13 protein-coding genes are annotated in these 16,153 nt (G+C 42.9%); 9 read left to right on the forward strand and 4 right to left on the reverse strand.

Annotation, left to right across the window (positions count from 1 at the left end; genetic code table 11):
• Positions 1 to 54 precede the first annotated feature (54 nt).
• Positions 55 to 927, reverse strand: a complete 873-nt coding sequence (locus tag FHW89_RS04250; RefSeq protein WP_172333735.1) for a hypothetical protein — start codon at positions 925 to 927, stop codon at positions 55 to 57.
• Between the two features lie 172 nt (positions 928 to 1,099).
• Between FHW89_RS04250 and FHW89_RS04255 the strand changes: the two genes are divergently transcribed.
• On the forward strand, positions 1,100 to 1,624 hold the full coding sequence (locus FHW89_RS04255; RefSeq protein WP_172333736.1) for a hypothetical protein: 525 nt from the start codon (positions 1,100 to 1,102) through the stop codon (positions 1,622 to 1,624).
• 81 nt (positions 1,625 to 1,705) lie between these two features.
• On the opposite strand, the gene FHW89_RS04260 is transcribed toward FHW89_RS04255, so the two are convergent.
• Positions 1,706 to 2,110: a hypothetical protein gene (locus FHW89_RS04260; protein WP_172333737.1), complete on the reverse strand. Its 405-nt coding sequence runs from the start codon at positions 2,108 to 2,110 to the stop codon at positions 1,706 to 1,708.
• Positions 2,067 to 2,813, reverse strand: coding sequence for a hypothetical protein (locus FHW89_RS04265; RefSeq protein WP_172333738.1), 747 nt, complete (start codon positions 2,811 to 2,813; stop codon positions 2,067 to 2,069). The genes FHW89_RS04260 and FHW89_RS04265 overlap by 44 nt, the downstream gene beginning before the upstream one ends.
• Before the next feature lie 448 nt (positions 2,814 to 3,261).
• Between FHW89_RS04265 and FHW89_RS04270 the strand changes: the two genes are divergently transcribed.
• The 4 genes from FHW89_RS04270 to FHW89_RS04285 all read left to right on the forward strand — a co-directional run bounded on the left by FHW89_RS04270 (position 3,262) and on the right by FHW89_RS04285 (position 10,272).
• Positions 3,262 to 3,855, forward strand: coding sequence for an RNA polymerase sigma factor (locus FHW89_RS04270; protein WP_172333739.1), 594 nt, complete (start codon positions 3,262 to 3,264; stop codon positions 3,853 to 3,855).
• 113 nt (positions 3,856 to 3,968) lie between these two features.
• The gene (locus tag FHW89_RS04275; RefSeq protein WP_172333740.1) at positions 3,969 to 5,066 is read left to right on the forward strand and encodes a FecR family protein; all 1,098 of its coding nucleotides are present in this window, start codon (positions 3,969 to 3,971) and stop codon (positions 5,064 to 5,066) included.
• Between the two features lie 232 nt (positions 5,067 to 5,298).
• The gene (locus tag FHW89_RS04280; protein WP_216650466.1) at positions 5,299 to 8,691 is read left to right on the forward strand and encodes a TonB-dependent receptor; all 3,393 of its coding nucleotides are present in this window, start codon (positions 5,299 to 5,301) and stop codon (positions 8,689 to 8,691) included.
• An 18-nt stretch (positions 8,692 to 8,709) separates the two neighbouring features.
• Complete coding sequence (locus tag FHW89_RS04285) at positions 8,710 to 10,272, forward strand: RagB/SusD family nutrient uptake outer membrane protein (RefSeq protein WP_172333741.1); 1,563 nt, start codon at positions 8,710 to 8,712, stop codon at positions 10,270 to 10,272.
• Between the two features lie 83 nt (positions 10,273 to 10,355).
• On the opposite strand, the gene FHW89_RS04290 is transcribed toward FHW89_RS04285, so the two are convergent.
• Positions 10,356 to 11,438 carry a phosphotransferase enzyme family protein gene (locus tag FHW89_RS04290; RefSeq protein WP_253952155.1) on the reverse strand — a complete coding sequence of 361 codons (1,083 nt, stop codon included), beginning with the start codon at positions 11,436 to 11,438 and terminating at the stop codon, positions 10,356 to 10,358.
• Between the two features lie 352 nt (positions 11,439 to 11,790).
• Between FHW89_RS04290 and FHW89_RS04295 the strand changes: the two genes are divergently transcribed.
• The 4 genes from FHW89_RS04295 to FHW89_RS04310 all read left to right on the forward strand — a co-directional run bounded on the left by FHW89_RS04295 (position 11,791) and on the right by FHW89_RS04310 (position 16,021).
• On the forward strand, positions 11,791 to 12,858 hold the full coding sequence (locus tag FHW89_RS04295) for an aldose epimerase family protein (protein ID WP_172333742.1): 1,068 nt from the start codon (positions 11,791 to 11,793) through the stop codon (positions 12,856 to 12,858).
• A 139-nt stretch (positions 12,859 to 12,997) separates the two neighbouring features.
• Positions 12,998 to 14,347: a Gfo/Idh/MocA family protein gene (locus FHW89_RS04300; protein ID WP_172333743.1), complete on the forward strand. Its 1,350-nt coding sequence runs from the start codon at positions 12,998 to 13,000 to the stop codon at positions 14,345 to 14,347.
• Between the two features lie 34 nt (positions 14,348 to 14,381).
• The gene (locus FHW89_RS04305; protein WP_172333744.1) at positions 14,382 to 14,951 is read left to right on the forward strand and encodes a cyclic nucleotide-binding domain-containing protein; all 570 of its coding nucleotides are present in this window, start codon (positions 14,382 to 14,384) and stop codon (positions 14,949 to 14,951) included.
• Between the two features lie 110 nt (positions 14,952 to 15,061).
• On the forward strand, positions 15,062 to 16,021 hold the full coding sequence (locus FHW89_RS04310; protein ID WP_172333745.1) for a zinc-binding alcohol dehydrogenase family protein: 960 nt from the start codon (positions 15,062 to 15,064) through the stop codon (positions 16,019 to 16,021).
• The last annotated feature ends 132 nt before the right edge of the window (positions 16,022 to 16,153 follow it).

Below are 16,153 nucleotides of genomic sequence, written 5' to 3' on the forward strand. Positions count from 1 at the left end.
GCGGCATAATTGGTTACCACAATGTACCCCTAAAAATCAAGAATCAATAGCATTTCAATCAAGATACTTTTTGCCCAACCAGCAATGTTTTGCTGATACATTATTCGCCCGGATAAGATCGGAACGGTAGTAATCGAGTAGCTTTTTCTTTTTCCCCGGCTTAGTGGCTTCTCCCTCGTCAAATTCTTTTGCATGATCAGTTATCACATTGATGTCTAAAACCTCAGTCGATCTTTCAAATGATCTGCTTAGGGCAATGATATCTCTCACTAAAGGAGACTGCAAGTGCATCAACGTATCTCTTTCTATTTTTGGCTGTTCGTTTTGCCCGGTTTTAACAGTGACATTTTGTTTGTTTGCCAGGGGTTGAACCTGTATAAGTATAAGTGCGCGGGGTTCTGTTTTCTGTATCTGTGTGATCATCTGAGGTTTGGCGGCTTGCAATACTTCCCGGTAATAACGTTCGTTAAAGCGCATGGAAATAGCCTCTTCCACGTTCCCGATAATGCCCATGAGCAAAGCCCCCAGACCCACGCCTATCCAATAACTCTTTTTCACCGTAAAAAGCAATAAGGCACCTGCAAATGCCAGCACACTCCAAACTATCCTGATACGCAGCCAGGAATGGTGGGTGCGTTCAACCTTCGGAACCTCTTCTTTAAAAAAAGCTTGTTTGTTCTCCCGGTATAAACGCAACTTTTGGGGCAGCGCTTTCTGGGTTACGTAACCATCGCCAAAACCACCGATGCCCATCACCAGACCAATAACAAGCAAAGGCAGTGATATTCCCTTTAATAAAGATAGCGGTTTGGAAAAACGCCAAAACAATAACCCGACTATTATTAGTAATACGCCAAATGCCGCGCCGGTAAAGCCATGCCTTGATTCGGTATGATAGTATTGCAATATTTTTTGAATAAAATCCATGCTAATGAGTGTAAAATATACAGGCAAAATTGTACAATAAAGAAGGTAGGAGTTTTGGTAGGAAGCTCAATTTTACTTTGCCATAAAGCTCATATATAAGTTACTCATTATTAAAACATTTGAGCTGCAGCATACGTTAAGTAAGTAATCAAAATTAAACCAAGTTACCATTATGAAACATGCATTTATTTTTGGCACCAGCATATTTTTAAGCCGCCAAAACACCCTGACCTACACAGACGGTGATAAAAGCACCGAATTTTTAAAGGTACTCTCATTTTATAAGCACGAACGGGGCTCGGAAGATCAATCGCTCGTTATCGATGCCAATATCACTACCCTATCCGGCGAAGTCATCAAAATAAGCGGCAACAGGCTGGAAAGTGGCCCATCAACTGTGCATGTGGAAACGGATGCTAACCGGGTTTGGGTGTTTCAAACAGGACATCATGAGCCGGTTTTGGATGTATACCAGTTAAATGAGCATGAATTTCATGGTTTAGGCAGTCATATAGTTAACGAAATTGGCGTACAACATCCCGACGCGGTAATCACCATCAAAGGTAATTTTAAGGTTGATGGCGCTCATTTTATGATCGAGAACGAAAAGATGTTCATCAATCACAATGGTTTTGCCAATGGTGTAGAGAATGCGCATGAAGGTATCCTTTTATCGGCAGGCGAGCCAACTCATTAAGCCCCGCAATTAACTCGAATTTGAAATACGCAAGATAGTTTACACACGGATATCCGGGTAATAGGTAATGGAACCATACATTTACTTATTAAACGGATATTCGTTTATCCAGTGAAATCCTCTGCGCATCAGCATAAACTGCTTTTCGTCAAAACGGTTAAGTTTAATTTTCAAAGAGTCTTCCATCCATTTTCCTTTTAACAGCAAAACACCGGGGCGCGGTTGTGTATAGGTGAAGTAAAACTTATCCGATGTATCGGTAACGGTGTTGATAACAACATAATGTATTTGAGTATCTACTTTAAAACCCACATACCTGTTGGTATCGTTCATTAATTTAATCTGCGCGCTATTGCTGTTGCTGATAATCAGCCGTTTCCACCGGGTAGTATCAGTGGCAAGCGGAGCCACGGTATCCTGATTGCGTATAAAACTTTCCACGTTATAAATACCATAAAGCAGCGGTTTTTTTGGCTTTTTCGCCATACAAGGATGCCATCTTTATATCATTGGTAATATTTCCGGCAAGTACGTAGATGATGATCAGGTATTTAATTACAATAAGGCTAATATTTTTCCATCGTTTTTTAAACCGGTGTGGCGAAAGACTGGCGGGTAAGGCTGTTTTATTTAAAAAGAAAACATTGATAAGACGCTCCGCATCACTCAGCAGCAGAAATATACTCATCACGACCAACGCGGTTGATAACAGCTTAACCGGCACATCAAAACAATAATTGATAACCATGATATTACCAGCTACCACCACCCCTAAAAGCGCCCCAAAAAGCGATGTGCGTCTAAAAAACAACAATAAACCGCAAGTAACCTCGGCTATGCCAGCAAAGTAATTAAAGCCGGTAGAGTAACCAATGTACGTCCAGGCTAATCCCATAGGGGATGAATCACCGTAAGGTTGCGATAATCTGACGAGGGAGGGTGTTGGAAATTGCAATTTAATAACTTTAACAAAGCCGTACTCCAGCATCATGATGCCTAAATAAAAACGTACAATTACGGTAAGCCAGTAATACAGTTTACTGTAGTTGCGTGCTTTTCTATCCAACAAGGTCCATATAATGGCGGCTATTACTGACAAGGTAAATATCAACAGCAGCATAATATAATCATACCGTGTATCGCCGCTGCCATCCGTAAATGCGGTGATCGGTCTGGCCAGGTTAAGCACATGTTTTGCAAACCAGATGATAAAACTGTGCTGAGTTTCCGTAAGCAGTCCAACAACCGGATTTGGATAAGCTCCGTTAGGATTAAAAAAAAAAAACTTAGAAGAAAGATTAACACAAAGCGAAATCCGGCTTTTTTTTGGGCTGACCAGTAAACGGGTTCGGCAATAGTTGTAGTCATGATAAAGGGTAGAGTTTGGGTGCGATAATTTAGATATTATTTTGATAAAATGGTTAGTGTGTAGATGCCTGTATTTTTAAACCTTTGATTAAGTTTAAACCTACAGGTTGTTTTTGGGTCTTGGTTTATTTGTTTGAACATTTTTTTCACGGGTTTAAGCTTCAAAACCTTAGGGTTAATTAACTTTTGAATAACTTTGCCTTTATTTTCATCTTCGGTTTAAACTGAATTGTGTAAATTGAAGATGCTTTTATAAGTGTATAACCAAAATGGCCCCCAATAACGATAAGCTATTTACTGCTGATGATTCCGAGCTTTGGGATCTGTTTAGGGATGGCGATGAAGTGGCCTATACCCAGCTTATACAAAAATATTCCAAGCCTCTTTTTAACTACGGCTACCGCATTTATCAGGACAAAGATTTTCTAAAAGATTGTATCCAGGATGTGTTCCTGGAGTTATGGAACCGAAGGCTGCGCATCAGCCCCACGCCTGCTGTAAAATGGTATTTATTTAAAGCCATCCGCCTCAGGATATTCCGCGAACAATCTAAATGGAACCGGAGCGAGGCACTCGACGAAAGCTATGAGTTCCTGGTTGAATTCAATATCGAATCAAAAATGATAATCGACCTGGAAACCATAACCTTAAGCTCCAGGATTCAACAGGTACTAAACGCCCTGCCCCCGCGCCAGCGCGAGATCATGTACTTACGTTTTTATGAGAACCTTGACTTTGATAACATCGCACAGATCATGGAAATCAGCAAACAATCGGTTCATAACCTGTTGCAAAAGGCCTATAAAAACTTCAGGGCCGAATGGGTTGTGCTGATCATCGCCTTTTCGAACCTGAATTTGTAAAATTATACAATTGTTTATCAGACAGTTATAACAAATTCACAAAAAACTTCCATTTTTTTATCCCTTAGGAGGGTAATATTCAGCCTTTTCGGAATATATAGGGTAATAACCAATTGAATCTGTTCCAGGTGACCAACTATACGAATTACGAAGTCGAAGACTTTTTGCATGACGATTTTTTTATTGACTGGGTTTTAAAAAACCAGCCACACCACCAGGCTTTCTGGGAGCAATGGCTTGCTGAAAACCCCGGCAGAAAGAAGACCGTCGATCAGGCACGCGCCATTATCCTGGCTATAAGGGTTAACCCTTTAACGGAAGAGCTGACTAATGCCGAGGTAAACGCTATGGCAACAAACATTTACCAGCAAGCTATTGAACAATATGAGCCCGCTGTGATCAAACAACGGTTTTACCAAACCGGTTGGTTTCGTGTTGCAGCTACGGTGATATTGGTTGCCGGTGCAGGCTTTTTGTTTTTTAAGAAGTATCGTCAACCTGTTTCCTCTCAAGCCGATCCGTTTTTACAGGTGATCAATCATACCCCAAAATCAAAACTGGTGCGCATGAGTGATGGCAGTCTTGCCGTTTTAAAACCAGGCTCCGGATTAAAATACCTGCGCTCATTTCATGATAAAAGAGAGGTTTTTTTAGATGGAGAAGCCTTTTTTGAGATACACAAAAATCCACAGATGCCTTTCCGGGTGCATAGCCACGATATGGTAGTGCAGGTATTGGGTACCAGCTTTACCGTAACAAGCAGGCGCAACAACCAAAATTTTAAAGTGGTGGTAAATACCGGCAAAGTATTGGTTTACAATCAAAAGGAAGTAACCAAAGAGGGTAAACGCCAACATGAGGTTATTCTTACGCCAAACCAACAGGTAACCGTTGCTGATAAACAGTTAAGCTTTAAAAAAGAAACACTCGCTATTCCATTGACCCTGTCAAAAGAAATGGCGCAAAAAGAATTTACATTCGATAACGCTCCCTTATCAGCAGTTATCGACCGGATAAATAAGGATTACGATGTAAACATTGAATACGATAAAGCCAAATTGGGCAGCATCAGCCTTACCATATCTATTTCTGACAGGCCGCTTGACGAAAAAGTTAAACTGATATGCAAGGCTATTAATGCCACCTGCCAATTTATTGATGGCCGCATTATTATCAACGGTCAAAACCCAAACCCTATACCAACCAATTAACCTATTATTAAACCTATTGAATATGATGAGAGAAAGAAATACTTAAACCCACCTAAAAAACAAACCGGCAATATTTGCGGTACTGCCGGTCCAAATGTTTAGCCCCACAAATGATGGATACTCATTTACTGTAACCTCTTGCAAAGGTTGAGCGGGGCTTTTTTGTCAAGTTATTAACGAATCATTAACTCTAACCAAATTTATGAAATATAAACCTATACTCGTAAAAATAATGAAGATCACATTTTTACAGTTAACATTAAGTCTCTCATTATTAGGAAGCGCAATTGCAAAAGATAGTAAGGCACAGGCTATTTTAAATACAAAGATCACGGTAAGCGAAAATAACACCGCGTTAAAAACAGTAATTAAAAGGCTGGAAGAAAAATACCATATTAACTTTGTGTTTAGCCCGGCACTGATCAATGATAATCAAAAGGTTAACGCCTCGTTTACAGAAAAAACCTTAGGCAACGTGTTAACCGATCTGTTTACGCCGCTTAACCTGGCTTATGAAGTTTCGGGCGACGTGATCATCATCAAAAACAACCCTCCCACAGTGGTTAACAAACGAGCCGACCTGGATATGAACCAGGCTCCTGTTACGGGTAATGTTAAGGATGATAAAGGTTTGGCAGTTCCTGGTGTTACGGTAACCATTAAGGGTACCAGAACCGGAACCGTTACAGATATTAATGGTAACTTTTCACTAAATGTAAGCCCGGGCACAGCATTGGTTTTCACCGCTATAGGTTTTGAAACCAAAGAAGTACTTGCCACAACCGAGCCTCTGAAAATTACCCTGGTAACATCGAATAACAGCCTTGCCGAAATCGTAGTGGTAGGTACAACCTTCAAAAAAGGCGACCTTACCGGCTCTGTAAGTAACGTAGATTCCAAAACGTTACAGGAACGCACAGTTACCAATGTTAGCAGCGCCTTGCAGGGTCGTGTGGCTGGCGTATTTATAGGTGGCGGCTCCAAACCAAGCGACGACCCCGTGATCAAGATCCGTGGTACCAACACCATCAACTCCGGCTCAACCCCTATTTATGTAGTAGACGGTTTGATCATGGAAAACAACCTTGGTGGCTTTAATTCCATCAACATGAACGATGTGGAAACGGTATCCATATTGAAAGACGCTTCGGCTACTGCCCTTTACGGTTCGCGTGGTGCCAATGGTGTTGTGGTTATCACCACCAAAAAAGGCAAAAAATCACCTGGCGATGGTACCATTAGCTATGATGCCTGGGCCGGCTTCTCTAACTATGCCAACAGGCCCGAAACCATGAGTGCCCAACAGTTATTTGATTTACGCGTGGATGCCTATGCTAACGGTTACATCAAAGATAATCCTAACGCCAACAGACAGGATTACATTAACAATACCTTGCTTAAAACCAACTTAGCTTTCTCACAACAAGAATTTGATACTTATAACAGCGGTAAAACCTACGACTGGCTTAAAGCTATTTCGCAGACCGGCTATCAGCAAAACCATGCTTTAAGCTTTGCAGGTGGTACCGAAAGAGGCTCATTTTACCTGAGTTTGGGCTATGCCGGTACAAAAGGGATTATACAAACCTTAACTCAAAACAAATATAGTGGTCGTTTTAATGCGGATTACCTGGTTAAAAAATGGTTAAAAATTGGCACCAATACCGGCTTTACCCGTACTGACGATCATCTGCCCGATGACGATGCGTACAACCAGGCCATTAATGCCAACCCACTTTTAAATTATGATCCGTACCGTGCTGCAGCTACCAGATATACGCCTAATTACTTAACCGTGTATTACCGTGCGCTTGGTCAAAACAGCAACAATAGTTTTAACCCGTTCAACGCGCTTGATATTACCCGCAGGCAAAACCGCAACCGCCTGTCAACATCAAACTTTATCAATGTAAACCCGATACCGGGTTTGGATATACGTTCAACCTTTTCTGTTGATTACGGGCAGCAAAGCTACTCTACGTTTACACCAAACAACATCCAGGAAGCTATCCGGAATTACAATGGCGATGCACGGGCCAAAGCCGAACGCTGGAATGACCTGTACTGGCAATGGGATAATACCGCTACTTATACCAAAACCTTTAATTCCAGGCACCGCATCACCGCGTTGTTGGGTACAAGTGCCAGCAAACGCACCTCCGATTATACTTTGGCGCAAGGCGACCGTTTCGCCAGCAACGACCTGTTATACTATGACCTGAATGGTGCGGCCGCCCAGGACAAAACAACCATAGGATCAACCTTTTACGCTTACTCCATCTTTTCGGTGATCGCTCGTTTTACCTACAGCTTTGATGATAAGTATTTCGTGACTGCTACCGCACGTGATGACGGTTCATCCAGGTTTGCGCCGGGACATCAGTATGGTATTTTCCCATCAGCTTCGGTAAAATGGGATGTTGTTAAAGAAGATTTCATGAAACAGCAGAAAATATTTAACCAATTGGCTCTGCGTGTGGGTTATGGCGTTGTGGGTAACCAGGATATAACCAATTATGCTTTCCAGACGTTGTATGGTTCAAAAGTTAACAACAACAACGCGCTGTTAGCTAACGATGGTTTGAAGGGCAATCCAGATCTGACCTGGGAACGGCAAAAACAAGCCAACCTTGGCCTGGATATGGCTTTCCTGAACTCGCGCCTGTCTGTTACTGCCGACGCGTTTTACATCAATAATGATAACTTGCTGCTTGATCGTCAACTGGCCACCACTACCGGCTATACGCATCAGTTGCAAAACGTGGGTCGTGTAAATAACAAAGGCGTCGATCTTTCATTAAGCGGTCAGGTAGTTAAAAGTAAAGATTGGAACTGGTCATTATCCGGCAATATATCTTTTGCCAAAAACACGGTAAAACAATTATATGGTAATGCCCAGCAGATCTATAACATATCTGGCAGCACCATACAGCGTGAAGGCAATTTATTTGTTAACCAGCCGCTGCACGGTATCTATACCCTTCGTTCGGGCGGTATAGCGCAGGAATCAAACCGCGCTGAGTGGCAGGGCCTTAACTACAATGGTAAAACAGTAGGTCTGGGCGATTTGTTCGCGCTGGATGTTTCGGGCCCTAATGGTGTTAAAGATGGTATTGTTAACCAGTACGACCTCCAGATTGTTGGTAACGAAGATCCGAAATACTACGGTGGCTTTGCAACCGATGTTTCTTACAAGGGGATAACTTTAAACGCGGTGTTTGTTTACTCGCATGGCGCCAAAAAGATCAGCGGTTATTATGAAGGTCTGATCAACAGCGTGGGTTCAAGCATGGCTTCAACCGATCTGTTAAACCGCTGGACACCAACCAACACCAATACCAATATTCCCCGCGTAATTGACAATACCAGTTACAACCGGTACAACCCGTCCGATCTGGACTATGCCATTCAGGATGCCTCGTATCTGCGTTTATCGGCATTGACTTTAGGCTATAACCTGCCTCAAAAACTACTAAACAGCTGGCATGCCAACCGCGTACGGATTTATGCTACAGGTTCAAACCTGTTCTGTATTACAAAATACAAAGGCCTTGATCCGGAAACCGGCGATTACGGTTATCCACCGGTACGGACATTTGTTCTTGGGGTAAATTTTGGATTTTAAACTTCAATGCAAAAGATCATGAAAAAAACCATTATAAATATATGCATTGCAGGAACAGTAATATGTTCGGCTTCCTGCAAAAAATTCCTGAAAGAGGATAGTTTAACCAAACTGGACGAAAGTAAGGTATACTCAGATATAGGCCTGGTACAAACCAGCTTGAAAGGCGTATATGCCAGCTGGTTAAATAACCGTGTAGATGAGCAGGGAACCGTTTTGATGATGGGTACCGACGAAACCCAACAAGGTGCCTATCAAATGAAAAGCGATGCCTCCAAAGGTGGATTGGACAGGTACGACGGCAACCTGAACTCGCTGCAAGGCCAGGTAACAACTCAGTGGAACCTTCGCTGGCCCCTGGTGAATGAGGCAGCCAAAATCATTAACGGGGTTGATAAACCTACACTGCAGGCAGGCTCTGTAGAAGCAGGCATTGTAGGTGAAGCCAGTTTCATCCGTGGCTTTATTGACTATGAGCTGGCCATGTACTGGGGCGAAATACCCATCAGGGACCTGAGCCGCGAATCGCAACTGGGTTTTAAACGCCAGCCGCTTAAAGATGTATGGACATTTATTATCGCCGATTTAACTAAGGCCGCGGCTTTTTGTCCGGACAAAAATGCCGCAGGCAGGGCAACAAGCGGGGCAGCCCTGGCTATGCTGGGTAAAGCTTACATGTCGGCTCCGGTGTCAACCGGCTTGCGCGATTTTGACAAAGCCCGTGACTGCTTTGAAAAAATGATGGGCAGATACAGCCTGGTACCTTATGCCGATCTGTGGGACTATAACAAACCCAACACGGCCGAATCGATATTCGAATTTCAATATAGCCCGGTATCTCCCAACAATAATAAAGTACAATTCCAGATAGGCTCGCGCGCGGTACAGAACACCTTTGGCGATGGCTGTTATTACTCGGGCTACGACAAGATAGTTCCAACAATACATGCCTATGAAACCGTTGCCAATGGTGGTATATGGGAAGATGGCGATGTGCGCCGTAACGAAAGCATCCGTTATGATTTTACTTATTATGGCGTTACGCCAACGCTCGACATTATTTCATGGGAAGGTTTGGGCAATGATTTTGATGAGCTAAAACCGCACATAAAAAAATATGAGGATTTCCGTACCGATACCCATAGCGGTCTGGGGTACAACAACATGTACAACTCAGGTAAAGATATGCCCATACTGCGTTTAGCCGATATTAAATTATGCTATGCCGAATGTTTAAATGAGCTGAACAGAACAGGCGAAGCTGTTACCGTGGTTAACCAGGTACGGGCACGCGCCTGGGGCGGTACACTGCCGGGCGATAAAGCATGGGGCGCAATGTCGCAGGCCGATTTCCGTACCAATATCATGGACGAGCGTACCCGTGAACTTTTCGCGGAATGCTGGCGTCGTATTGATTTACTCCGTACAGGTACTTTTGTTGACCGTGTTAAAAAATATAATAAATGGACGGCCCAATCCGGAACCATCCAGGCATTTAACGCGCTTTATCCAATACCAGACACTGAGTTAAAGCTGAATACCGAAATAACACCACAAGATCAAAATCCGGGTTATCATTAATCCAAAATCACAGATCAAAATAAAAGAGGCTGTTTCCATTTTTGGGAACAGCCTCTTTTGCTATGCGATAATTAGTCGCGGCATCAGTTCACGATATTATTGTGCTTAAAGCTAAAGTACTCAATAAATTTCTTGAACCGTTTTTCCGATTTGATGAATTGCTCTAACAGGGCCAACTGATTTTGCGCCCTTACCAGGTTTTGCAATGGATAGGTGGTGTGATAATAGATATCGTCATTTAAAAAATCGGTCAGGAACCGGAGCACCTGCATATAGATCATGTATTTGCCCGAGTAAGTAAAATATTCCTTCTCCACAGGAGTCAGGGCTGAACCCATAGCCGAAATATATCCTTTATAAATAGCATAAAAACATTCTTCGTTGATCTGGATCTTTGAAAAATCACGTTCCTCTTCGTTGGCTGGCGAAAGGTAGGTACGCAGCATATCACCAACATCGCTCAAAAAGTACCCCGGCATCACCGTATCCAGGTCGATCACACACAAACCGTTATGATCCTGATCAAACAACACATTACTGATCTTGGTATCATGATGTATCACCCGCAAGGGCAGCAACTGGCGGTCGATCAGTTGCATATAGGTAAATAATATACCTTGGTACTTATAAATATCATTAATAGCAGCAGCGGCTACAGCCAATTTATCGGCCCCTGCAGTGGAGCAAGCCTCTTTAAATTGGTCGAACCGTAATTTAAGATCATGAAACCGGGGCAAAGTATAATGCAGTTTATCCAAGTCAAAACCACGCAGCAAATAGGTAAATTTCCCAAACTGGTGGGCGGCCTCAAAGGCTTCCTGCTGATTTTTAATTTCGGTTATGGTTACCGAGTTATCAATAAAAGGAAAAAGCCGGTAATACTCCTTTTTGTTATTTATTTCAACCAAACGATCGCCTGTCAGGGTGGGTATTGGCGCCACAAAAAGGTAATCGGGTGCAGTTTGTTTAAGATGATCTGCCAACAGAGCCATATTTTCTGCAATGGCTTCCGGATTTTTAAAAACGTACGGATTAATACGCTGAAGGATATAATTTTTTGGCCCGCTAACCTTCCAGGTATGGTTAATCAACCCCGCACCAAAGCTTTTTATAATATAGTTATTGGCATCGAGTCCGTATAGTTCCAGGATCTGGTTAAGCATCATTTAAGGCAAATTTTAGTCAAACGTAATTAATTACTGATGAAAAAACATGCGCAAACGTTTGTGCTTCTTTATTTTACACAAGCTAATCACCTTAACAAAAGGTCATTACAAAAAGCAACAATATTCATAACGACAATATGATAAAATATTACCGGTTAACGTTATTCAGAAGAATTAACAGTACAGGATGAAGTATTATTTTCATCGCTCACATCAAAAAAGACAGAACCGATGCGAACATTTGGTATGATGTGCCTATTGCAAACGTTTGCGTAGTATTTTGTGCAATTTTCTGTGCTGCCCTACCTATGAAAACACTAATTTCCATTATTCTATTTAAACATATGATCACATGAAATACACCATCAGCCAAAAAAATTGGGGCGAGTATAACGGTCACCAGATATTCCTTTACGAACTAAGCAATGATAACGGCATAAAAGCGTCCATAACCAATTTTGGTGCTGCTATACAGTCTTTATCCGTTCCGGATAATCAGGGCAATATGGCCGATGTTGTACTGGGATATGATGATCTGCAGGGCTATATCGACGATCAGTTTTATATTGGCACTGTGGTAGGCCGCTTTGCTAACCGGATAGCCGGTGGTAAAGTAGAAATAAACGGTACATCATATCAACTTACAGTTAAAGACGGCGGTTTCCATCATCATGGCGGCAAGGTGGGCTTTAATAAAAAAGTATGGCAATCAAAATCTTTCACTAATGAAGATGGAGTTGGTGTGATACTGGAATATCTGAGCATCGATGGCGAGGAAGGCTTCCCGGGCAATCTCACTACTTTAGTTACCTATACGCTAAATAACCAAAACCAGCTTATAGTTGATTTTGCAGCCAAAACCGATCAATCAACCCTGATCAATTTAACACAACACGCTTATTTTAATTTAGCCGGACACGATGCCGGGTCTATCCTGGATCATCAACTCATGTTGCCTTTAACAGATTACCTGCCCGTAAATGCCATGCAGGTACCCGAGGGCACACTTACCCCGGTAAGCGGCACACCCTTTGATTTTACAGAACCAACTGCTATTGGCAAGCGCATTAATGAGGATAACGCCCAGCTGGTATTAAGCCGTGGATATGATCATTCCTGGGTGGTAAAAAAGCAGGACTCCGATGAGTTAAAATTAGCGGCAACCGTTTTTGAATCTGGCAGCAAAAGAACATTAAACGTTTTTACTACCGAACCTGCCATACACATTTATACAGGTAATTTTTTAGACGAAACCATTATCGGTAAACAAAATAGCAGCTATCCGTTCAGAAGCGGATTATGCCTGGAAACCCAGCATTATCCGGATGCACCAAACAAACACCATTTCCCCAGTACGCAGTTAAATCCGGGCGAAGAGTTTAAGAGTCGTACTATTTTTGAATTTGGGATAAATAGCTAAGCTTATCAAACGTTTGCGGCGTATTTGAGGTGTGTGATCTGTTGTTTTTAGAAATATGATCAATAACTTCAATCCCGATAGATGGTGGTAACCAAACCATTAGTTCACATTAATAAATCATTATCAAACAATAACATAAATGGACAGAAGAACATTTGTAAAAAGCAGCGCGATAGCTGCCGCCGGGTTTACCATACTGCCAACAGGTAGTTTATTTGCCAAGGATAACGGCAAAGTACGGCTTGGTTATATTGGTGTAGGTGCCCGCGGCATGAGCCATATTTCTGAAGGCGCCCTGCGCGACGATGTAGAGATTGTTGCCATATGCGATATCCAGGAACATTCACTAAGTATCTGCCGGGACTTTTTGGCCAAAAAAGGCCGGCCCGCAGCTAAAGAGTACACCGGCGGTTTGGATGCTTACAAAAAACTACTGGAAAGGAATGATATTGACGCGGTAATTATAGCTACACCATGGCAGTTTCACTACCAGCAATCTATTGATGCCATGAAAGCAGGCAAATATGTAGGTTGCGAAGTAATTGCCGGTTTAACTGTTGATGAGCACTGGGCCATTGTTAAAACATCCGAAAAAACAGGTATCCCTTACATGACATTGGAGAACGTATGCTACCGCCGGGATGTAATGGCCGCTTTAAACATGGTTAGGCAGGGTTTATTTGGCGAACTGGTGCACCTGGAAGGCGGTTATCAACACAACCTGCGCGATGTGTTGTTTAATGATGGTAAAGGCCGCTATGGTGGTAAAGGTGTGGAATACGGCACAAAAGCACTAAGCGAAGCCCAATGGCGCACCCAGTTTAACATCGACCGTGACGGCGACCTGTACCCTACCCACGGCGCCGGCCCTGTAATGCATTATATTGATATTAACAGCGGTAACCGTTTTACCAGCCTGGTTTCATTCAGTTCAAAGGCGCGTGGTTTGGCTGCTTATGTAGAGGAGCTTTCGCCGGGCCATCCAAATGCCAAGATCAACTACAAAAATGGCGACGTAACCACCACCATGATCAACTGTGCCAATGGCGAAACCGTTCTGTTATCGCACGATACACATTTACCTCGTCCTTATTCGCTTGGTTTCCGGGTGCAGGGTACTAAAGGTATCTGGATGGATGTAAACAGATCCATCTATATCGATCATAAATCAAAAGAGGATGATAGCTGGGATCCGGCGAAAGAGTGGTTTGAAAAATATGATCACCCGTTATGGAAAAAACACGATGCCGAAGCCGCAGGCGCCGGGCATGGCGGTATGGACTGGTTTGTATTTAATGCCTTTATCGAATCGATAAAACACAAACGCCAAACGCCTATTGATGTGTACGATTCGGTTACTATGAGCGTAATAGCTCCCCTATCAACCCAATCGGTAAAAGAGGGCAAGACTTTGGAGTTCCCCGATTTTACAAAAGGTAAATGGAAAGACCGTAAAAACACATTCGCTTTAGACGATAGCGGCTTTTAAGCTTGTTTTCATAAAAAATTCAGTAATTTGAGCTGTGTTTGATCAGCTTAAAAAATTATTACCACAACTTCAAGGCTCATGGGAAAAGTATGAGAAGCTTTACCATCGCCTTGAAGTTCCTGCAAAAACTATCCTTTTGCACGAGGGGGATGTATCCAAAAAAGCCTATTATATTGAAAAGGGCTGCTTGCGGGTATGGTTCAACAATAAAGGTAAGGATGTAACCTTCCAGTTCTTTTTTGAACAGGAAGCGGTATCATCTATTGAAAGTTTCCGGAAAGGCACGCCAAGCCTGGTCACGCTGGAAACTATAGAGCCCTGCATACTTCACTGGATCCACAAAAAGGATTATAACGAGATGATGAGCGAGCTCAATGCCATTCCGGAGGTGCGGGAACGATTGGCCGATGTGATGCTGGACAGGCAAATCAATTACATGACCCATTTCATGTCGTTCATCAAATACACGCCCAAGGAACGCTACCTCACCCTGCTCAAAGAAAAACCACATATCATTAAGCGCATACCACAACATTACATCGCCTCCTACCTGGGTATTACCTCGGTTTCGCTAAGCCGCATCCGTAACGCAGTCATTAGGTAATTATTGAATTAGTGAATTACTGAATCAAAAAGCACCTTTTCATTTATTAACAAATGTTATCGCAGGCCCACAGCTGGCTGCCGAAATTTGTTGAACAAATAACAAATGAAATGAAAGCAGCAGTATTATATCGGGCAGGAGAAACTCCTCAATATGCAAATTTTGCAGAGCCCATCCCCTCCGAACACGAACAAATTATTGAAATTAAAGCCGCCAGTATCAAAAATCTGGATAAAGCACGAGCCAAGGGCACGCATTATGATAAGCACGAGAACTACCCGGTAATAGTTGGGGTTGACGGTGTAGGTGTGTTAGCAAACGGCACTCGTGTATACGCTGGATCGGCCACAGGTATGATGAGCGAAAAAGCGCTGATTAACAAAAATTGGTACGTTCCGGTACCCGATAAACTGGATAACATTACCGCGGCAGCTATACCTAACCCGGCCATATCAGCATGGTTATCATTAGCATACAAAGGCAAATTAAAGAAAGGTGATACCGTATTGATATTAGGCGCCACCGGCATTACCGGAAAACTGGCCGTGCAGATAGCCCGCCATTTAGGTGCGGGCAGGATTATCGCCATTGGTCGTAATCAACGGGCTTTAGATAATCTAAGTGCTGATGCAACCATCTCCCTCAACCAACCTGACGACGACGTTAAACAAGCTATTAAAGCAGAAGCAGCTAAAAGTCCGTTTGATGTAGTTATCGACTACCTATGGGGTAAACCCGCCGAGCTGCTGTTAGGCACTTTGGCCGGGCACGATTTGAATGCCACGGTTGATCATATCACCCGTTATGTGCAGGTTGGCGAAATGGCCGGCCCTGCTATTAATCTTCCTGCCTCTATCCTGCGTAGCACCGCTATTGAGCTTACCGGTGCTGGTGGTGGAAGCGTTTCACAAGAGATCATCGTCAAGATCCAAACCGAGATACTACCCGAAGTATTCAAGCTGGCCGCGGAAGGAAAACTATCTATCGATACGCTGGCCATACCTTTAAAAGATGTAGCCGAAGCCTGGCAGCAGGATGCGCAGGGTAAACGGGTAGTGATTACGATGTGATTTTTGTCCAGTCCATTCAATTTGTCATCCTGAGGAACGAAGGATCTGTTCTACGACCTTACCGCTGGTCAATAGATTCTTCACTCCGTTCAGAATGACAAATTTTATATTTTCTACTTACACTCTTTTTAT

The sequence above is a fragment of the Mucilaginibacter sp. SG564 genome (assembly GCF_013149275.1).
In the GTDB taxonomy this organism is placed as follows: Bacteria; Bacteroidota; Bacteroidia; order Sphingobacteriales; family Sphingobacteriaceae; genus Mucilaginibacter.